The organism is Phenylobacterium sp., from assembly GCF_022402485.1.
Taxonomy (GTDB): domain Bacteria; phylum Pseudomonadota; class Alphaproteobacteria; order Caulobacterales; family Caulobacteraceae; genus Phenylobacterium.
In genome coordinates this window covers 1-19,411 of record NZ_JAKRSA010000014.1, presented here as the reverse complement: position 1 = coordinate 19,411, position 19,411 = coordinate 1, and the positions used below count along the sequence as shown (strand labels likewise).

Sequence of the window (19,411 nt, the reverse complement as noted above, 5' to 3'; positions counted from 1 at the left end):
TGCAGTGGGCGGCACCGACCATCGGGTTCCTCATCGCCTGGCCTCTGCTGCTGGCCTGTCTCGGGGCGGCCATCAGCAGTCTGGGCGCTTCCAGAGCCCTGCCGCCACGCCTGTTGCTCATCGCCATTGGCGGCCTTGGCCTGGGCTGGCTCGGCTTTCCCATCCATGCGGTCTATGTGAACCTGGATGTGGTCGAGCTGCTCGCCCTGACCGCTTGGCTGGCAGCGTTTCTGCTCTGGCCCTTCGCCCATCCGCGGATGGGTGGGGCGGGCAAGGTCACAGCCATCCTGGTCTTGGGAACAGCCTTGGTTCTGCTGACGATCACGCGCTTTGATCCGCCCTGGTCGGCCCGCTACCCTGAGGCCACGATGGTGCAGTATCTGGTCGATCAGACCGAACAGCGCGCCTATCGCCTGGAGGCCGCGCCGAGGCTTTCGTCCTGGAGCCGTCAGGCGCTCACTGCCGACGGGGGCGAGGTCACCGCTCTTGAGGCCGCGCCGGTCTGGCGCCAACCGGTCCATGCCGCTGCAGCCCCCATGCTCGACCTGCAGGCCCCAGAGTTTGAGCTCGACGCGGGGGCTGGACGCCAGCTGCTTTCGATCACGCCCCCGACCGGAGCCTCGACCCTGGTCCTGCAGATACGCGCCACGAGCCCGGTTCGTGATGTCCGCCTGAACGGACAACCGGTCTCTCTGCTGGGCCAACCTGGCCAATGGTCCCAGGTGCGCTGGAGCGCCGACCCGCAACCCCTACAACTCAGCTTCCTGCCTGACACCCCCACGGGCGCACTGGAGGTCCGCTATGGCGCAGTGACTCCCGGGTGGCCGGCCGGCGCGACGCCCCTCCCCCCGCGTCCTGAGGATGTCATGGCCTTCGATGCCTCAGACTCCACCGTCGTAAAGGGGGTCAAATCGCTTTCCTGGTAAGGCTTTGCTTGGTTAAGCCGCCCGCCTCAGCTATCGGTGGCGCATGAGCCGATCTGACGTGGTGATCTATCACAACCCCGCCTGCGGAACCTCGCGCAACACCCTCGCCCTGCTTCTGGAGCAGGGTGTTGAGCCCATAGTGGTCCCCTATCTGAAGGTGGGTTGGACCAGCGCTCTGCTTCAAGACTTGGCTGCTCGCTCGGGCGGCAGCCTGCGCGACCTGCTCCGTAAACGTGGCACCCAGGCCGATGCCCTCGGCCTCACAGACGCCGCCACCCCTGAGTCTGCCCTTCTAGCGGCCATGGTCAACGATCCCAGCCTGGTCGATCGCCCGATCGTTGCCACTGAAAAGGGGGTCGCCCTGTGTCGACCGCCTGAACGCGCCCTGGGGTTGCTGTGAGGGGATTCACGCCTCAGGCGATGAGGCTCTCTTCTGGCGCGCCAAGGGGCGACAAATCAGCTATTCTCTCTAAAGTTACCAACGGTTAACCGCATGACCCGACTTTGGCGTGGCCTACCACTTGCTGTTTCTCGTCATGTCAGGTCGCTGGTGACCCAGACTGTTACGTCGTTGGATTCCGGGGGCACGATGCAAGAGTTCGATCCCAGACGCCCGACCCTACGCTATGCCCCTCGCCTGATGGTGGGAGTCGGCGGGATCTGCGCCCTTGCGCTCGGCTGGAAGCTGACCGCCGCTGAGGCCACAGCCCCTGTCCCTCCGCCTCTGAATGCCGCCGCCATCAGCGCCCTGCAACACGAGGCCTTCGCCCAATCCGAGGCCCTGCCCGGTTTCGCCCGGCCTGAGAGCGTCGCCGTCAAGGTGCTGCCCGGCGACACCCTGGAAGCGGCCGTCGCCCGCACAGGCGTCTCCCTTGAGGAGGCCCGCCAGGCGGTTCGGACCCTTGGCGAGGCCATGGACACCGTCCACATCAAGGCTGGCATGACCTTTGACGCCGCCATCGCCAAGCCCCACGGCGAAGTTGGTCAAGCCCGGCTGATCGGCCTCTCCCTGCGGACGGGCCCGGCGACCGCCGTCACCCTGTCACGCACCTTCGACGGCGCCCTGCGCCTGCGCGAAATGGAAGAGGCGATCACCAACGAGACCACCGTCGCCCAGGGCGAAATTCACGGCTCGCTCTATGAGAGCGCCGCCAAGCTGGGGGCCACATCCACCGTGACCGCCAAGGTGGTCAAGCTGTTCTCCCACAAGCTGGACTTCCAGCGGGACATCAAGGCCGGTGACGATTTCAAGCTGGTGTTCGATCGCCGGGTCACCGAAAGCGGTCGTGTGGTCGAGACGGGCGAGTTGGAATACGCCGAGGTCAAGGGCGTCAAGTTCTACCGCTTTGAGCGCAACAACGGCGATGTCGACTATTTCGACGAAACCGGAAAAAACATCCGTGGATTCCTGTTGCGTACTCCGGTGGACGGGGCGCGGATCACCTCCAATTTCGGGCCCCGCCGCCATCCGGTGCTGGGTTTCCGCCGCAGCCATCAGGGCGTTGATTTCGGGGCGGGCACGGGCACGCCCATCCTGGCGGCCGGTGATGGGGTGATTGTCGAGGCCCGTCGCTGGGGGGCCTATGGCAACTGGGTCCGGGTCCGCCACACCGATGGCTGGGAGACCGGCTATGCTCACGCGTCGCGCTTCGCCAACGGCATCCGTCCGGGTCTGCGGGTCAGGCAAGGTCAGGTCATCGCCTATGTTGGCTCAACCGGCATGTCGACAGGGCCGCACCTGCACTACGAGGTCTGGAAGAATGGCCAGCGGGTCAATCCCCTAGGGGCGAAGGTCCCCCAAGGCACCATCCTGACCGGCGGAGAACTGGCGGCGTTCAAGGCCAAGAAAAACCGGATCGATGCGCTCCTGGCTAGCGCGTCGCCGTCTGGGGGCGATGAAGCCGTTAAGCTGGCGGCCGCCGAAATCGATCCTGTGGCCCAGGCCAATCTGCGCCGCTGAACTGTTGTTGAAGCTGACCTTGCGTCAGGCTTCCACCCCCGGCTTACCAAGCATAAGCTGACGTTACGAGCGAACGTCAGCCCTCGGAGGCCCCTTGGCCGTCGCGTCCAGTTCACCGACCCGCGCCCGCTATGCGGCCCGCCGCGACGCTATCGTCAGCGCCGCCTGCAAAGTGTTCGTCGATCAAGGCGTCAGTGGTTTTACCCTGGCTGCCGTGGCCAAGCGGATGGACCTGCACCCCGTCAGCCTGACCTACTATTTCAAGCGCAAGGAGGATCTGGCCGCCGAGTGCATGCGCCTGACCCTGTCGCGCTTCAACGCCATGCTCGAAGCGGCCGAGCAGAAGCCGAATGCCGCTGCGCGGCTTAAGGCCTTTGTCAGCGCCTATTTCGAGACCCGCCGAGCGATCATTCTGGGCCAGGCGCCCCGCCTGTTGCCCTTCGGCGAAATCACGCAGATCAGCGCCCCAGGCGATGACGAACTGGTGGACGCCTATCAGGCCCTGCGCCAGCGCCTGGCCCGCTTGTTGAGGCCGACGGACGCTCCATGGCTGACAGGACCGCGGCGCTACATGCTGGCGCACCTGATCATCGATCAGCTCTGCTGGTCTGACACTTGGCTCGCCAGCTATGAAATCGCCGACTTTGATCGCGTCGCTGATCGAATCTCCGATGTGATGATCAATGGCCTGGCCGCGCCGGGCCAAAAGCGCCCAGACAAACCCCTTCTCGACCTAGGGGCACCGCCGTCACAGAACGATGAGGTCACTCGGGAGCGGTTCTTGGTGGCCGCCACAGAGATCATCAATCGTGAGGGCTATCGCGGCGCCTCAGTGGACAAGATCTCAGCCTATCTGAATGTCACCAAGGGCTCGTTCTACCACCACAACACAGACAAGGACGAACTGGCCCGGGCCTGCTTTGAGCGCACCTTCGACCTGATCGACGAGGCCAAGACCCGCGGGCGGACTGAGGCGACGGGGTGGGAGCGCCTATGGCAGATCTCCGCCGCCCTGACCGCCCATCAGACCAGCGGCGAACGCGGACGGATGCTGCGCCACTTCGCCCTGTCGGCCATGCCCGGGGAACTTCGCCGGTCGATCTCCGGGCGCTTCCAGCAGATCGCCAACGCTTTCTCGGGGATTATCAGCGACGGTATCGCCGACGGCTCCATCCGACCGGTGGACCCCTTGCTGTCGGCCCACCTGGTGATGGCCATGTTCAACTCGGTGCTGCTTCTGGAGCACTGGGGTGAGGACGCCACCGTCGAAACGGTGATCACCGCCTATGTGCGTCCGGCCATGATGGGCTTTTTCAGTCCCGAATAGGCGTGCGTTCGAAGCCTCAGGGCCGGAGCCAGCCGCAAGGCTATCGAGCAAAGAAAAAGGGGCGGCCGCCGCCGCCCCTTTTGGACGCCCCCAGAATCGGCGCGGACCAAAGCCGCCGCGCCAGATCTCCCCCCTAGGAACGTCGTTGACTGAACCTCAGTGGTACAACCTTGCCCAAAGCCTCGGCGAGGGACAAGAGCGTACGCCTTTTACGGGAAAGGCGGGCCGTGTCACGACCCGTCTGCCCCTCCACCGGGCGATCAGGAATCAAAGACGATGACAGAGCGGGCGATTTCCCCGCGCTTCATCTCATCGAAGGCTTCATTGACCTGTTCCAGCTTCAGCCGCCGGGAGATCATGTCGTCGAGCTTCAAACGACCCGACATATAGAAGTCCACCAGACGGGGCATGTCGACGGGGAACCGGTTGGATCCCATCATCGACCCTTGAATACGCTTTTCCCCGAGGAAAGCCGCGCCCATCAGGGTGATGGTCTGCCCCACCGGGATCATGCCGATGATGTTGGCGGTGCCGCCCCGACGCAGCATGTTGAAGGCCTGTTCAGCCGTCTTGGACAGGCCGATGGCTTCAAAGGCGTGATGCACGCCACCCTTGGTCAGTTCCATAACCGTCTTCACCGCATCAACATCTGCGGCGCAGATGAAATCGGTGGCCCCAAACGCCATGGCCAGGTTCTGCTTACCCGGCACCATGTCGATGGCGATAATCCGGCCCGCGCCAGCAATCGCCGCGCCGTTGATCGCCGACAGGCCGACCCCGCCGCAGCCGATCACCGCCACGGTCTCGCCGGGCCGGACGTTGGAGGTATGGATTACCGCACCGACGCCCGTGGTCACCGAACAGCCGATCAGGGCCGCACGGTCGAAGGGCATGTCCTTACGGATCGCCACGCAGGCGTGCTCGTGGATCAGCATTTGCTCAGCAAAGGACGACAGATTCAGGAATTGCGGCAGGCCAACGCCGTTCTGCATCAGGCGCGGCTCTTCGTCCTTGTCGCGCTTGGTGTCCGGCGAGACGCAGAGGCTCATCCGGCCGGTGAGGCAGGACTCGCAATGGCCGCAATAGGCTGACAGGCAGGTGATCACGTGATCGCCCGGCTTCACCGTGCGCACCTCGGACCCCACCTGCTCGACGATGCCGGCGCTCTCGTGGCCGAGGACCGCCGGAAGCGGGTGCGGATAGGAGCCTTCGATAAAGTGCAGGTCAGAATGGCAGACCCCGGCGGCCATGGTGCGGATCAGCACCTCGTGCGGGCCGGGCTTGTTGATCTGAACGTCTTCGATCTGAAGCGGCTTGCCCACTTCGCGCAGAACGGCGGCCTTCATGTGATGCGTCCCCTCATGAGCGCCCGCTGAACGGGCGGTACAGGGCCGCTGATTGGACCCTTTGATGAGAGTTATCGCTGTTCAGGTCGAAGCGGCCAAGGGGTAAAACCCCTCCTTTGGTCGGTTTTGAGCGGGGGGATCGTCTAGACGCGATCAGACGGACTCGCGGGTGACGGTCATCATGTAGTTGACCTCGCTGTCGCGGGCCTGGGACCAGCGCCCGGTCAGGGGATTGAAGACCACCCCATAAGGACCGTCGACCTGCACGGGTTCGCTGGCCAGAAAGTCCCGTAGCTCTTCGGGCTTGAGAAACTTTCGCCAGTCGTGGGTCCCGGCCGGCAGCCAGCGCAGGACATATTCCGCCCCGACCTTGGCCAGGGCCAAAGCCTTCAAGGTGCGATTGAGCGTGGCGACGATCATGATGCCCCCAGGGGCCATCAGCTGGGCGCAACTGCGAAGATAGGCCCCCGGATCAGCCACGTGCTCGATCACCTCCATATTGAGGATCACGTCGAAGGGCTGGGTCTGCTCGGCCAGCAGTTGCTCGGCGGTGGCGCAGCGATAGTCGATGACCAGGCCTTGCTCGGCGGCATGGGTGCTGGCGGTGCCGATGTTCCGCTCAGAGGCGTCGACGCCGGTCACTTGAAAGCCCAGGCGGCACATGGGCTCGGACAACAGCCCTCCGCCACAGCCTATGTCCAGCAGGCGCAACCCCTCGAACGGGCGCCGGGCCAGGGGGTCACGGCCAAACCGGGCCAGGGCCTTGTCCCGGATAAAGGTCAACCGTGTGGGATTGAATTTGTGCAACGGGGCAAACTTGCCCTTGGGGTCCCACCATTCGGCGGCGATGCGGGAGAACCGCTCCACCTCTTCGGGGTCGATGCTAGAGCGGAGATCGGGGGCTGCTGACATGGCTGCACATATAGCGTGCGGCGAGGCGGGCGGAAGGGTCTCGCCGCCTCGAGCACTGGAGGGACCCGCACAGTGACCTGCGATTGTTACATTGCAGGCAGGCTTGGCCGTCGGTAGAAGAGCGGCCTTCTGTAATGGGGGTCGATCCAGCGTGGCCCGTCTGGTGATGAAATTCGGCGGCACTTCGGTGGCCGACCTTGAGCGCATCCGGCGCGTGGGACGGCTCGTGGCCGCTGAGGTCGCGGCTGGCCATCAGGTGGCTGTGGTGGTCTCAGCCATGTCGGGCAAGACCAATGAACTGGTGGCCTGGACCGATGGGGCGGGCCAAGCCGCCGACGGTCTTCTCCCCTCTGACGACGAATACGACACCGTGGTCGCCTCGGGCGAACAGGTGACGGCGGGCCTTCTGGCCATGACCCTGCGCAATATGGGGCTGCCGGCCCGCTCCTGGCTTGGCTGGCAGATCCCGATTATCGCCGACGAGGCCCATGGCCGCGCGCGGATCGAGGACATTCCCCCCGAAAAGCTGGCGCAGGCGCTGGATTCCGGCGAGGTGGCGGTGATCGCCGGCTTCCAGGGGGTGACCCGAGACGGCCGCATCGCCACCCTGGGGCGCGGGGGCTCCGACACCAGTGCGGTGGCCATCGCCGCAGCCCTGAAGGCTGAGCGCTGCGACATCTATACCGACGTGGACGGGGTCTACACCACCGACCCCCGGATCGAGTCCAAGGCCCGCAAGCTGCCGAAGATCTCCTTCGAGGAGATGCTGGAGATGGCGTCCCTGGGCGCCAAGGTGCTGCAGACGCGCTCGGTGGAACTGGCGATGGCGCAGAACATGCCGGTGCGCGTGCTGTCCAGTTTCGTAGAACCCGGAGAGGCCCCCGGTCAGGGCACCATCGTCTGCGACGAGGAGGAGATCGTGGAAAAGCGCATCGTGAGCGGGGTCGCCTATAGCCGCGACGAAGCCAAGATCAGCGTCTTTGGCTTGCCCGACCATCCCGGCGTCTCGTCGGAGATCTTCGGACGGCTGGCCGACGCCAACGTGAATGTCGACATGATCGTCCAGAGCCGTGCCCGCACCCGGGACATGGCGAACATGGAGTTCACCGTCGGCAAGCGGGACGCGGCACGGACCATTGAGATCATGCAACAGGCCAAGTCCGTCATCGGCTTCGAGGACGTGGCGGTGAATGAGGACGTGGCCAAGGTCTCGGTCATCGGGGTCGGCATGCGCAGCCATGCCGGGGTGGCCAAGACCATGTTCGGTGCCCTGGCTGACAAGGGCGTCAACATCCAGGTGATCTCCACCAGCGAGATCAAGATCAGCGTGCTGATCGACGCGGCCTACACTGAGCTCGCCGTCCGCGCCCTGCATGCCGCCTATGGGCTGGACAAGCTTTAAGGTCCGATCCGGATTCCGCAGGCGACACGGTTTAGCGGCTTGACCTGACGGGCCGCCTTCAGGGACCAACCGCGCGGGCGTCATGCTTCTGGATCAGACGCCAGGCGGTGAAGATCGCGGCCGCCGCGACCGGGATCGCGGCGGCGAACACCCAGACCGATGCCGCCTGAGCGCTGGCGAAGGTCAGGCCTTCGCCGAAGCCAGCGAGGTTGGCCAGGGCACCGGCTACCGCTGCGCCCACGGCCGCGCCAGTGAACCGCACCGTACTGATCGCCCCGCCGCCCAGGCCCCGCTCCTCGGCAGGCAAAGACGACAGCACCATCTGGTTCATGAAGGCCGACGACAGGCCAAAGCCCGTGCCCAAGAGCGCGGCCGCGAGGATCAGGGTCCAGAGCGGCCCCTGCACGATGACGAACAGGCAAAGCGCGATGCCGATCGCCGCGAGCAGGGCCCCTAGCCGCACCATCCGGCCGCGCCAGACCCCCGTCAGATGGGTGATGGCCAGGGCCGAGATTGTCCAGGCCAGGGCCTCGACGGCGATCACATAGCCCGCCGCCAGGGCTGAGTAGCCCCGGGTGGTCTGCAAGATCGCCGGGCCATAAACCGTGAAACCCATGGAGGCGGCGGTCATCAGGAAGATGGTGGCGAAGCCCAACCCCCCTACCGAGCGAAAGTCGCCGGAGCTCTTGGGCAACAGACGCACCACCGCCCGAGCGTCGATCCTCACGCTCAGAGCTAACACCCCCAGTCCGGCGGCGATCAGGATCACCGCCAAGCCAAATCCGCCCAGAACATCCGCGGCAGCGATGGCGCTGATGCCGCAGGCGATCAGCAACAGTTGCAGGGTCGGCACCCCGCCGCCTTGGGTCTTCTCACCCTTGGGCAGCAAAAACAGCGCCGCGCAGGCCACCAGCAGGCCCTGGATGACGAAGGACCAGAAGGCCCATCGCCAAAGGCCGGCATCGGCAAACAGCCCCCCAAGCAGCGGGCCGATCAGGGTGGCGATCCCCCAGATGCCGGTCACCGCGGCATAGACCCTAGGCAGCGTGCGATCAGGAAACAGCAGGCCGATCGCCACAGAGCTGAACCCCGCCAGCCAGCCGCCGCCCAGGCCCTGGACCAGGCGGCCGGCCAGAAAGGTCCAGATGTCCGGCGCTGCCGCGCTCATCAGACAGCCGAAGGCATAGATCACGGCAGACAGAACAAACGCCTGGCGCAGGCCCATGCGCCCTGTAAGCCATCCGGCGCTGGCGCCGGCCACCACTGAGCCCAACAGAAAGCCGGCTGTCGCCCAGCCAAAATAGGCATAGCCCCCCAGGTCTGCGCCGACGCTGGGCATGATGGTGGCGGTCACCAGGCTGTCGGCCGCGTGCAGCCACACCGCAAGGCAGATCAGGACGAACTGGGCGAACCGACCCTCGGCCAGCACGTCTTTCCAGCTCCCGGCGGCGGGGGCGACGGTGGGCATTTGCGGAGGCCTTGTCCTGCGAGCGGGCAGAGCCTTCCCGCTAGACCTGCCCAGGGGATTCCGCAACCTGGCGCACGCCTCAGGCTCTGCGCGTCAAGCGGCAGAGGCCGCCCAGTGGGTGGCGGTGCCGCCGACGATATACCAGGTGATGAGCAGACCGCAGATCACCGCACCTGGCACATAGGTGTTGGACCGTCGGTAGGTGAAGGCACCGATCAGGCCGATGACGGCCAGCAGCGGGGCGAACTGGATGGCGATGATGGTGTTCAGCGGCTCGGCCGGGGTCAACAGCCGCCCGGTCAGGAACAGCGCTCCATACTCCAGCACCAGAAGCGCGACGAAGCCCAGGCTCATGGCGAGGGCCCAGGCCGCCATTTCGGCCCTGGCCGACTGGCCGCTCAGGCTGATCCTGGCGGCGACGGCCCGGTGGCTGACCAGGAAGAACAGGATCCAGGGGCAAAGATAGACCAGGGCCAAGGCCATTTGCCGCTCATCCAAGGGCTTCAGGGCCAGGACCCAGAACCGGAAGTCCGTGGTGAAGAGCGCGCTGCAGGCGAGAACCGCCGCGTAGGCCATGCCCACCGAAGCCAGCGCGATGAGCGGCGACAGCCACCAGCGATGCTGAAACCGCGGCGCAGGCCCCCGCAGGACAAGCCCCAGAACCAGGGTGATGAGGCCGTTCAGCAGCGCCCAGACCAGAAGCTGGTTGGTGACCTGCTGCGGAAACAGCGGGCCAGCGCTGACCAACTGACCAAGCGTCATGAAGGGGAAGTAGGTCAGGGCCGGCAGCGCCCCGGTCAGGAGAAAAGCGATCCACCAGCGGCGATCGCGTGTCTGGTTCCGGGGCTGGGCCGCCGGGGCCTGGGTGACGGCACTCAGCACGGAGAACGTCCCAAGGATCAGCAGAACCGCGCCAACTAGGCCAGCCAGCGTGCCAAGCTCTTTCCAGAACCAGATCTGGTCCTGCGGCGGCAGGGGCCGTGCCTCGCCCTCCAGGGTCTGTTGCAGCCAGTCTACCGTGGTTCCGACACCCGACCCCGAGAAGTGTTCCCAAGGGTGGGTGATCGGCGGGACCTGCAGCCAGCGGGCGTCGCCTGCGGCGATGTCGCCGTAGATCTGACCGGGCTTCACCGGGCCGTCGGTTCCAAACAGGGCCTGAAGGCGCGGGGACCTGACGATGTCACCCCCGGTGGGGACCTGCCACATGAGGTCCGGAAACTCGTCATATTGGCCGAAAACCAGCGCTAAATTGCGCGGAAATGTGCGCCCTTCGCCCTCTGGCGCGCCGAAGATTCCAGGCGTCGATCCCACCAGGACCATGGAGCGATATCCGTCTGGATTGGTCTTGGCAGCAAACAGGATCGGCGCGCCGCCGAGGCTGTGCCCGGCCATGCCGATATTGGTGCCATCGACCATGGGCAGACTGCGCAGATAGGCAAATGCAGCGGGTCCGCCAAAGGCGTTGGCCCCGACGGTGCCCTCCGAATAGCCGTGCCCGGACATGTCCATGGCCAGGACCACAAACCCCCGGCGCGACAGCTCGATGGCGAAAGCCGACTGCATTTCGCGGGTGTTGATATAGCCGTGGCTGAGCAGTACGGCCGGGGCCTTCTGCTCAGGCGTAGCTCCAGAAGGTGTGTAGAGCAGGCCGCTGAGCTGGGTTCCGTCCGGCGCGGGGTAGCGCACGTCGGTGACCTCGGTCCCGCCGGATGTCTGCACCAGATGGGCCGCCCAGCCGCCGCCCAGGGCCAGGACCCAACCCAGCGCCAGCAGCGCCAATCCAAGACGCATGGCCCCCTCCCCGAGGACTTATGTTTGTTGCCCCAAGGATGGCCCCGCTGCCGCCCTCCGTCCAGGCGACTTGTGGGTGACATGCCCCCGGGGCGTGCCCGGGACGAGATCCTCGGATCAAATGGCGGATTCCGTCTCTGATCCGACGTCTGATACTGCTAGAAAATCCTGAGAGACAGGAGACACCCAGACGATGGCGATGACCGGTGCGGTCATTCGGGGTCAGCGCAGCCTGCTGCGGCAGATCCGCGAAGCCGTCCAGCGCGGCGAGCCCGCCCAGGACCGGCTGGACATGGTGGTGCGGATCATTGCGCGCTCCATGGTCGCCGAAGTGTGCTCGCTCTACATGCGCCGCTCGGGCGGCGAGATGGAACTGTTCGCCACAGAAGGTCTTGATCCCCTGGCCGTCCACCTTACCCGCATGCGGCCCGGGGAAGGACTGGTGGGCGAGATCATGCGCCTGGGCCGACCGCTGAACCTGGCCGACGCCCCTAACCATCCGGCCTTCTCCTATCGCCCGGAAACCGGCGAAGATCCCTATCATGCTTTCCTGGGCGTCCCCCTGCTGCGGGGCGGGCGCGCCATCGGGGTGCTCGTCGTCCAGAACCGGACCGAGCGGGTCTATACCGAGGACGAGGTCGAGGACGTCCAGATCATCGCCATGGTGCTGGCCGAAATGGTCGCCGGCGAGCTGATCTCCGAGAATGAGTTGTCCGGCGTCGAGATCGCCCCTCACAGGTCTGAACGTCTGAAGGGAGCCAAGTTCGCCGACGGCCTGGCCCTGGGCGTGGCCGTGCTGCATGAGCGGCCGGTGGCACCGTCCAAGCTGCTCGCCGACGACGTGGTGGCCGAAGAGGCCAAGCTAACCCAGGCCATTTCCAGTCTGCAGGCCCAGCTGGACGAGATGCTGGAAGGCCAGCACGGACTGGTGGAGGCCTCCTATGAGGTGCTCGACACCTATCGGATGTTCGCCCACGACCGGGGTTGGAACCGCTCCCTGCAGGATGCCGTGCGCAATGGTCTGACCGCAGAGGCCGCCGTAGAGCGGGTGCGTTCTGAGCACAGGGCGCGGCTGGGACAGGCCCGTGACCCTTATCTGCGCGAGCGACTGCACGACTTTGAAGACCTCGCCGACCGCCTGCTGCGGCATCTGGCCGGGGACGGTCATGTGGCCCGGGAACTGCCGGAAGACGCCATCCTGATCGCTCGAAACCTCGGGCCCGCCGACCTGCTGGAATATGACCGGCACAAGCTCAAGGGCCTGCTGCTTGAGGAGGGATCCTCGGCGAGCCACGCGGCCATTGTCGCCCGCGCCCTGGACATCCCCTGCGTTGGCCGCCTGGATGGACTGCGCGACCGGGTGAACGAAGGCGATCCGGTGATCGTCGACGCCGAGACGGGTGAGGCCTATCTGCGGCCGCGCGTGGACGTGGTGCAGGCTATCCGCTCGCGGATCGAGGTTCGGTCCCAGCGCCGGGCGGAATTCGCCAAGCTGCGCGACACGCCGGCCTTCACCCGAGATGGGGTCAAGGTGACCCTGCTGATGAATGCGGGCCTGGACGTGGACCTGGAGATCCTGGGGGAAACCGGCGCGGAGGGCATCGGCCTGTTCCGCACCGAATTTCAGTTCATGGTCGCCGAGGAGTTGCCGCGCTTCAACGCCCAGACCGCGCTCTACAGCCGCGTGCTGGACGCTGCCGGCGGCCTGCCGGTGACCTTCCGCACCCTCGACCTCGGCGGCGATAAGGTGCTGCCCTATCTGGAAGCCGAACGGGAGGAAAACCCCGCACTGGGCTGGCGAGCGATCCGCATGGGCCTGGACCGGCCCGCCCTGCTGCGCCTGCAGCTTCGGGCCCTGATCGCTGCGGCCCGGGGGCGTCCGTTGAGGATCATGTTCCCCCTGGTGGCCAGCGTGGATGAGTTCCGCGCCGCCAGAGCCCTGGTGGATCATGAGGTCGCCTGGGCCCAGCGCCGGGGTCGCCCTGCACCCGCCCGCCTGGATGTGGGCGCCATGATCGAGGCCCCGTCCCTGGTCTGGCACCTGGACGCTCTGCTGCCCATGACCGATTTCGTGTCGGTGGGGACCAATGATCTGCTGCAGTATCTATTTGCGGCTGACCGCGGCAATGCCCGCATGGCCGATCGCTATGACCCCCTGTCGCCGCCAGCCCTGCGGGTGCTGGCCGAGATTCAGAAGGCCTGCGCCGACACCGGCACCCCCGTCTCTGTATGTGGCGAGATGGCGGGCCGGCCGCTGGAGGCCTTCGCTCTGGTGGCCCTGGGCTATGAGCGTCTCTCCATGCCGCCAGCGGGCATTGGTCCGGTGAAACAGATGGTGCTGTCCTGCGACCGGGAAGCGGCCCACAGGGGGGTCACCGCCCTGATCCGCGGTGCCGGCGGATCAGTGCGTAACGAGATCGAGACCCTGGCCCGGAAGCTCTACCTGTCGGTTTAGCTTGACCGTTGAGAATCAACCACAGGCGGACATTGAGTTCCGCCCGCTATCGCGTTATGCTAAAAGGGAAATTAAGAGTTCCGTGTCAAAACGGACCAGGTGGGCGGCGACCTTTGGTCGCATCAACTTTTGCTGAGGGCGGCGATCAGACATGGCGCTCGACACGAGCCGTGTGACCGATTTCGATGTGGGCCGCGACAGCCTGCGTACGTCTGCCTTTGACGATTCATTCATGCCCACCCTCGATTCCGGTCCGAATATTGGCGCGGCGCTGAAGGCTGCGCGGGAATTCCGTGGCCTGTCGCTGCAGGATGTGGCGGACTCCACCCGCATCCGCCGAGCCTATCTGGCTGCCATCGAAGATATGCGGATCGAGGATCTGCCCTCCCGGCCCTTCACCATCGGCTATGTCCGGGCCTATGCCCGCGCTTTAGGTCTTGAAGCTGAAGCCGCTGTCTCCCGCTACAAGAACGAAGAGCCGGCCACCGATGACGCCCTGCGCGCCCCCGTAGGCGTGCGCCGCACCGGCGATCGCCGCCTGGGCTTTGCCATGATCGCCGGAACCCTGGTGATCGGCGCTATCGTGGTCTGGAACTTCGCCCAGCGGGGCATTCAGGAGGCCCAGGCCCCTGAGGCCCCTGTGGCGGCAACCGCTGCCCCCATCGCGCCCTCAACAGAGCCCCAGGGGCCCCTGGCCCTCGGCGCGCCCTTGCCTGCACCGGTGGAATCCACCGTGCCCGATCTCTACGAAACCCCTGGACTGGATGTGGCCACCGCCGCTGGCGGTTCGGCGGACGCGGTGATCGCCGCCAATCAAGCCCGGGCCCGGGAGCCAGAAACGACACTCGCCCCCACGGACCTTCCAGCCACATTCAGGGCTGAGGGCGCAGTGTATGGAACCCCTCCCGCCACGGCCAGCGTGGTTCTCAAGGCCCGGGAGTCTGCCGCCCTGATCGTGCGCGGCGCGGATGGCTCGGTCTATTTCGCTCGGCAACTTGCCGCCGGTGAAGCCTATGGGGCCCCGCAATTGAAGGGGCTCGTCATCGATGTTTCCGAGCCCACCGCCTTCCAGGTTTTTGTCGGCGGTCAGACCCGCGGCCTGCTAGCCTCCAGCCAGACGCCGGTCAGCCGCCTGACCGACTAAGTCCTGCGCCTGAGCGCTTGGGAATCCGTGGCCGAAGCGCTATTTTCCCGCAGTCATGACCCAGCTCGATCACACACATCTCCGCCCTTGGCGCACGATCCAGCGTCGGGTCAGCCGCAAGATCCGCGTCGGCGCGGTGGAGGTTGGCGGCGACGCGCCGATCACCGTTCAGTCGATGACCAACACCCTGACGTCGGACGCCGGGGCGACCATCGACCAGATCCGTCAGCTGGAGGAGGCCGGTGCCGACATCGTCCGCGTCTCCTGCCCCGATGAGGACTCCACAGCCGCCTTCGCCACCATCGCCAAGGCGGCCAAGGTTCCGCTGGTGGCCGACATCCACTTCCACTATCGCCGAGGGATTGAAGCGGCCAAGGCGGGTGCCGCCTGCCTGCGGATCAATCCCGGCAATATCGGCTCTCCAGCCCGGGTCCGGGAAGTGGTCCAGGCGGCCAAGGACTATGGCTGCTCGATCCGCATCGGCGTCAATGCCGGCTCCCTCGAGCGCGAGCTGCTTGAGCGCTATGGCGAGCCCTGTCCCCAGGCCATGGTGGAAAGCGCCCTGAACCATGCGCGTATCCTGCAGGACCACGACTTTCACGAGTTCAAGATCAGCGTGAAGGCCTCCGACGTCTTTATGACGGTGGCCGCCTATCAGATGCTGGCGGAGGCTATCGACTGCCCCCTGCATCTGGGGGTCACGGAGGCTGGTGCCCTGCGGACCGGCACAGTGAAATCCTCCATCGGCCTCGGGTCCCTGCTCTGGGCCGGCATTGGCGACACCATCCGGGTCAGCCTGGCGGCTGACCCCGTTGAGGAGGTCAAGGTCGGCTTCGATATCCTCAAATCCCTGGGCCTGCGCCATCGGGGGGTCAATATCATCGCCTGCCCGTCCTGCGCCCGGCAGGGTTTCAACGTCATCAAGACGGTAGAGGCCCTGGAGGAGCGGCTAGCGCACATCTCCACCCCGATGAGTCTGTCCATCATTGGCTGTGTCGTGAATGGCCCAGGCGAAGCCCTGATGACCGATCTCGGCTTCACCGGCGGGGGCAAGGGGTCTGGCATGGTCTATATGGCGGGCAAGCCCGACCATAAGATGGACAACGAGCACATGGTCGACCACATCGTCGCATTGGTCGAGGCCAGGGCGGCAGAGCTGACGGCTTCAGAATTGGCGGCTGCAGAACTGGCGGCGAGACCAGCGGCAGAGTAATACACCCTGCGGTAGTCCTGCCGTATCTGGAATGTGCGCCCACAGCGCCCCACTGAAGTGTGCTGCGCATGACATCGCCCCCCGACAACCGACGCCTGACCACGCGAATCCTCAGCTATGAGTTCATAGATCTCCTGAGCGAAATGGCGCGAGACCATGGGGGAGACATCATCGCACTGATGGTGTTCACCGGGGTTTGGACATCCAACACCAGCCACCTGCGCAACACCACCGAGCGCTATGGCAGTCTGCACGACATTCCCCCAGACAGCCAAAGGCGGCCGATCACCGACGCTGACCTGTCGGCACGGCTCAGTCTCAGCCGGGCGGTGCAGGACCCCTATGTTGAGGCGCTAATTCAGACCGGGTTGCTGGAACGGCGGAGTGGCGGTCTGGTGGCACCTGCGGCCGTTTTCACCCGACCGGACATGATGGCGGGCACCAATGAGACCTATGGCCGGCTGATCTCCATGCTGGCGCGCATGCGTCAGGCGGGCATCCCCCTCGGAGATAGTAACAATGAGGACCAAGCTGACGTGAGCGTCACGCTTGCGCCGCCCACCAGCAGTTGATTAGGTGCCGGCTCCATAAATGGGGAGGACGTTATGTCCGCAGACGGCAACTGGAAGATCACGATCAACACCCCGATGGGGGCGCAGACGGTCAACGCCACCATCACCACCAACGGCGACACCTTCACCGGCTCGACCTCCGGCCAGATGGGCACCCAGTCCGTCGAGGGTAAGGTCAATGGCGACACCCTGGTCTGGTCCACCCAGATCACCTCGCCTATGCCCATGACCCTGGAATTCGAAGCCACGGTTTCCGGCGACTCCATGAGCGGCAATGTGAAGCTGGGCGCCTTCGGCTCGGCCCCCCTGAGCGGCGTCCGCGCCTAAACAGCGCAGTGGGACGGAGAACCCGGGCTTTATGGCCCAGGGCTCGACCGACGAAAGGCGGCTGCGTGCGCGCAGCCGCCGACCGCCTTACAACCCGGGATAGCCCGCCCTCAGCACGGCGGCCAGATAATCCACATAGGCCTTGGCCGACCCGGACGGGGACCTGGCCTCCAGGTCCAGACCTTCGGCCTGCTTCTGCGCCCAACGGGGTAGCTTGCCTGCCTCACAGGCCTTGCGAAGCCGAGCTTCAAGGCCTGTCTCCGGACGCCGCGGCGGTCCAAACAGCCGCGCCCAGAACCCTGTCGGCGGCTTAGCGGCAACGGTGGCCGGATGGCCAAGATCTGTCAGAACCTCGTCCAATAGCCACCGGCACCCAGCTGCGGCGGTGTCTCCTCGCTCTGGCCGAACCGAATCTTCCGCCAGACGCTTCAGCCTGTCGGCAAAGTCCTTGGGCAGTTTGGAGGGCAAGACCACCAGGGGCGCCGCGACGGGGCGATCTGGGCGATAGACCTCGACCCTGCTGACCTCGTTGGGCTCCATGCTCTCCAAACTTCGGGCACCAGGGACGCCCGGGCGGGAAACCAGCGCACTGAGCAGCCCACACTTCAAGGTCAAGATCAGGGAAAGGGGGCCGTCACAGCTGGGACAGATGGTGCTGAAAGCCGCCCGGGCCTCCTGGTCAGGCAAGACCTTGCCAGGCAGGCTGGCGGCCAGCTCTGAGCGGCCCTGAGGGGGCCACCAGCGGTGAAAGACCTCCGGCGCGACGGCCGTCGACGCCCCGCAATGGGGGCATTTGACCGGGAACAACGCGCCCATGCCTCAAACAACTCCCGGCGAACAGTGGCCCGCCCCCCACAGGCGCAGCTCCCCGATACAAGCCCCCATGCTGCAACGCCATTCACGGGGGTGGCAAGGGGTTCGCCCAATGCCTGGCGGAAGCATCGATGATGACGCTCAATGAGCCGGCGCATTTTTCAATCTGATCACCGCCTCCCTCTTTTCGGAAAATGTTCTAGATAGGCCGACTTCGTTCAACAGGTGCTTGAATATCGTGCGACTTCCCCAAGCCCGGCTCGACCAGGTGCTCGACCGCTATCATGAGATCGAGGCGCGGATGGGCGCGGCTGCAGACGGCGCTGAAATCGTCCGCCTGTCCAAGGAGCATGCCGAACTGCGCCCGGTGGCCGAGGCCGTGCAGACCCTGGTGAAAGCCAGGGCCGAGGCCCCTGACCTGGAGCTGATGGCGGCTGCCTCCGACCGCGAAATGGCTGGCCTTGCCCGAGAGGAACTGGCCGAGCTCAATGCCCGCCTGCCGGAGCTGGAGCGCCAGGTGGCCCTGCTGCTGGCCCCCAAGGACAAGGACGAAAACGCCTCAGCGATCCTGGAGGTGCGGGCGGGCACCGGAGGCGATGAGGCGGCTTTGTTCGCCGGCGACCTGTTTCGGATGTACCAGCGCTATGCCCAGACCCGCGGCTGGCGGGTGGAGATCGACTCGGTCTCCGAGGGCGAGGTCGGCGGCTATAAGGAAATCATCGCCGCCATCACGGGCGACGGCGTGTTTGGCCGGCTGAAGTTCGAAAGTGGCGTCCACCGGGTGCAGCGGGTGCCTGAAACTGAGGCCGGCGGACGCATCCACACCTCGGCGGCCACAGTGGCGGTCCTGCCCGAGGTCGAGGACGTAGAGATCGAGATCAACGACGCCGATCTGCGTATCGATACCTACCGGGCTTCAGGTTCGGGCGGCCAGCACGTGAACAAGACCGACTCTGCGGTCCGCATCACCCACCTGCCCACGGGCATCGTGGTCACCTCATCGGAAAAATCACAGCATCAGAACCGCGCCCGGGCGCTGAAGGTGCTGAAAGCCAGGCTCTATGACCAACAGCGCGAGGCCCTGGATACCGCCCGCGCTGACGCCCGCAAATCCCAGGTCGGGTCTGGCGACCGGTCAGAGCGCATCCGGACCTACAATTTCCCGCAGGGCCGGGTCACCGACCACCGGATCAATCTGACCCTCTACAACCTGCCCAAGATCATCGAGGGCGAGTCTCTGGACGATGTCATCGAGCCCCTGATCGCCGAGGATCAGGCGGGGCGGCTGGCGGCGCTGGAAGACGAGTTCGGCTAGACTCCCACGGCCTGGGGTTGGAAAGGCCGCCCAACAGTCACCCTGATCAAACCTCAACATATGGGCCGCCGTTCCCCTTGTGACGCCGCTCGCCTTGCGGCAACAGAAGCTCATGGCCGGACACATTGCAGCCCTCTACCGTCATCCCGTGAAGGGATTTACCCCTGAGCCCCTGTCACGGGCGCAACTGAGCGCCGGCGCGCCCTTTCCCTGCGACCGGCTCTATGCGGTGGAGACCGGCCCCTCGGGTTTTGACCCGACCGCCCCGGCCTTCGTCTCCAAGCAGAAGTTCGCCGTCCTGGCAGCCCTGCCGCAGGTGGCCAAGGCCGTGACGGCGTTCGACGAGGACAGCCAGACCCTGAGTGTCCAGGCCAAGGGCCTGCCAGACCTTATTGCGCCCCTGGGCGAGGAAGCCGGCCGCCAGGCCTTTGCCGACTGGC

Annotated in this window: 17 protein-coding genes; 12 read left to right on the top strand and 5 right to left on the bottom strand. The window is 65.6% G+C overall.

Annotation, left to right across the window (positions count from 1 at the left end; translation table 11 throughout):
* The 4 genes from MH112_RS04970 to MH112_RS04955 all read left to right on the top strand — a co-directional run.
* Positions 1-926, top strand: a 926-nt coding sequence (locus MH112_RS04970) for a hypothetical protein (protein WP_296564723.1), incomplete at its 5' end; no start/stop codon positions are given.
* Positions 927-969: 43 nt separating this feature from the next.
* Positions 970-1,326: an arsenate reductase (glutaredoxin) gene (arsC, locus tag MH112_RS04965; RefSeq protein ID WP_296564720.1), complete on the top strand. Its 357-nt coding sequence runs from the start codon at positions 970-972 to the stop codon at positions 1,324-1,326.
* A 189-nt stretch (positions 1,327-1,515) separates the two neighbouring features.
* Positions 1,516-2,886, top strand: coding sequence for a peptidoglycan DD-metalloendopeptidase family protein (locus tag MH112_RS04960; RefSeq protein ID WP_296564718.1), 1,371 nt, complete (start codon positions 1,516-1,518; stop codon positions 2,884-2,886).
* Positions 2,887-2,980: 94 nt separating this feature from the next.
* Positions 2,981-4,213: a TetR/AcrR family transcriptional regulator gene (locus tag MH112_RS04955; RefSeq protein WP_296564715.1), complete on the top strand. Its 1,233-nt coding sequence runs from the start codon at positions 2,981-2,983 to the stop codon at positions 4,211-4,213.
* Positions 4,214-4,473: 260 nt separating this feature from the next.
* Here the strand turns inward: MH112_RS04955 and MH112_RS04950 are convergent, their stop codons facing one another.
* Together MH112_RS04950 and ubiG are read right to left on the bottom strand one after the other, a co-directional pair.
* The gene (locus MH112_RS04950; RefSeq protein WP_296564713.1) at positions 4,474-5,559 is read right to left on the bottom strand and encodes a Zn-dependent alcohol dehydrogenase; all 1,086 of its coding nucleotides are present in this window, start codon (positions 5,557-5,559) and stop codon (positions 4,474-4,476) included.
* A 153-nt stretch (positions 5,560-5,712) separates the two neighbouring features.
* The gene (gene ubiG, locus MH112_RS04945) at positions 5,713-6,483 is read right to left on the bottom strand and encodes a bifunctional 2-polyprenyl-6-hydroxyphenol methylase/3-demethylubiquinol 3-O-methyltransferase UbiG (RefSeq protein WP_296564726.1); all 771 of its coding nucleotides are present in this window, start codon (positions 6,481-6,483) and stop codon (positions 5,713-5,715) included.
* 139 nt (positions 6,484-6,622) lie between these two features.
* On the opposite strand from ubiG, the gene MH112_RS04940 reads away from it, so the two are divergent.
* Positions 6,623-7,873: an aspartate kinase gene (locus tag MH112_RS04940; RefSeq protein WP_296564711.1), complete on the top strand. Its 1,251-nt coding sequence runs from the start codon at positions 6,623-6,625 to the stop codon at positions 7,871-7,873.
* A gap of 58 nt (positions 7,874-7,931) precedes the next feature.
* Here MH112_RS04940 and MH112_RS04935 read toward each other — a convergent pair whose 3' ends face one another.
* Both MH112_RS04935 and MH112_RS04930 read right to left on the bottom strand, forming a co-directional pair.
* Entirely contained in the window at positions 7,932-9,341 is a 1,410-nt protein-coding gene (locus MH112_RS04935) for an MFS transporter (protein ID WP_296564708.1), read from the bottom strand.
* Between the two features lie 93 nt (positions 9,342-9,434).
* Positions 9,435-11,132, bottom strand: a complete 1,698-nt coding sequence (locus MH112_RS04930) for an alpha/beta fold hydrolase (protein ID WP_296564706.1) — start codon at positions 11,130-11,132, stop codon at positions 9,435-9,437.
* A gap of 193 nt (positions 11,133-11,325) precedes the next feature.
* On the opposite strand from MH112_RS04930, the gene ptsP reads away from it, so the two are divergent.
* From ptsP to MH112_RS04905, 5 genes are all read left to right on the top strand, one after another.
* Positions 11,326-13,587 carry a phosphoenolpyruvate--protein phosphotransferase gene (gene ptsP, locus MH112_RS04925; protein WP_296564703.1) on the top strand — a complete coding sequence of 754 codons (2,262 nt, stop codon included), beginning with the start codon at positions 11,326-11,328 and terminating at the stop codon, positions 13,585-13,587.
* A 151-nt stretch (positions 13,588-13,738) separates the two neighbouring features.
* Positions 13,739-14,731, top strand: coding sequence for a RodZ domain-containing protein (locus MH112_RS04920; protein WP_296564700.1), 993 nt, complete (start codon positions 13,739-13,741; stop codon positions 14,729-14,731).
* 55 nt (positions 14,732-14,786) lie between these two features.
* Positions 14,787-15,944 (top strand): flavodoxin-dependent (E)-4-hydroxy-3-methylbut-2-enyl-diphosphate synthase, encoded by a 1,158-nt coding sequence (gene ispG, locus MH112_RS04915; protein ID WP_296564696.1) that lies wholly within the window; start codon positions 14,787-14,789, stop codon positions 15,942-15,944.
* A gap of 68 nt (positions 15,945-16,012) precedes the next feature.
* Positions 16,013-16,516 carry a hypothetical protein gene (locus MH112_RS04910; RefSeq protein WP_296564693.1) on the top strand — a complete coding sequence of 168 codons (504 nt, stop codon included), beginning with the start codon at positions 16,013-16,015 and terminating at the stop codon, positions 16,514-16,516.
* A 33-nt stretch (positions 16,517-16,549) separates the two neighbouring features.
* On the top strand, positions 16,550-16,843 hold the full coding sequence (locus MH112_RS04905; RefSeq protein WP_296564690.1) for a hypothetical protein: 294 nt from the start codon (positions 16,550-16,552) through the stop codon (positions 16,841-16,843).
* Positions 16,844-16,930: 87 nt separating this feature from the next.
* Here MH112_RS04905 and MH112_RS04900 read toward each other — a convergent pair whose 3' ends face one another.
* Complete coding sequence (locus MH112_RS04900; RefSeq protein ID WP_296564687.1) at positions 16,931-17,659, bottom strand: hypothetical protein; 729 nt, start codon at positions 17,657-17,659, stop codon at positions 16,931-16,933.
* A gap of 235 nt (positions 17,660-17,894) precedes the next feature.
* Here MH112_RS04900 and prfA point away from each other — a divergent pair, with 235 nt between their 5' ends.
* Together prfA and MH112_RS04890 are read left to right on the top strand one after the other, a co-directional pair.
* Positions 17,895-18,971, top strand: a complete 1,077-nt coding sequence (gene prfA, locus MH112_RS04895; RefSeq protein WP_296564684.1) for a peptide chain release factor 1 — start codon at positions 17,895-17,897, stop codon at positions 18,969-18,971.
* 112 nt (positions 18,972-19,083) lie between these two features.
* On the top strand, positions 19,084-19,411 hold a 328-nt coding region (locus tag MH112_RS04890), incomplete at its 3' end, for an MOSC N-terminal beta barrel domain-containing protein (protein WP_296564682.1).

Coding starts and splice junctions, on each gene's coding strand:
- arsC (WP_296564720.1), top strand. CDS start 970: ATGAGCCGATCTGACGTGGTGATCTATCACAACCCCGCCTGCGGAACC.
- MH112_RS04960 (WP_296564718.1), top strand. CDS start 1,516: ATGCAAGAGTTCGATCCCAGACGCCCGACCCTACGCTATGCCCCTCGC.
- MH112_RS04950 (WP_296564713.1), bottom strand. CDS start 5,559: ATGAAGGCCGCCGTTCTGCGCGAAGTGGGCAAGCCGCTTCAGATCGAA.
- MH112_RS04935 (WP_296564708.1), bottom strand. CDS start 9,341: ATGCCCACCGTCGCCCCCGCCGCCGGGAGCTGGAAAGACGTGCTGGCC.
- MH112_RS04930 (WP_296564706.1), bottom strand. CDS start 11,132: ATGCGTCTTGGATTGGCGCTGCTGGCGCTGGGTTGGGTCCTGGCCCTG.
- ptsP (WP_296564703.1), top strand. CDS start 11,326: ATGGCGATGACCGGTGCGGTCATTCGGGGTCAGCGCAGCCTGCTGCGG.
- MH112_RS04920 (WP_296564700.1), top strand. CDS start 13,739: ATGGCGCTCGACACGAGCCGTGTGACCGATTTCGATGTGGGCCGCGAC.
- ispG (WP_296564696.1), top strand. CDS start 14,787: ATGACCCAGCTCGATCACACACATCTCCGCCCTTGGCGCACGATCCAG.
- MH112_RS04910 (WP_296564693.1), top strand. CDS start 16,013: ATGACATCGCCCCCCGACAACCGACGCCTGACCACGCGAATCCTCAGC.
- MH112_RS04905 (WP_296564690.1), top strand. CDS start 16,550: ATGTCCGCAGACGGCAACTGGAAGATCACGATCAACACCCCGATGGGG.
- MH112_RS04900 (WP_296564687.1), bottom strand. CDS start 17,659: ATGGGCGCGTTGTTCCCGGTCAAATGCCCCCATTGCGGGGCGTCGACG.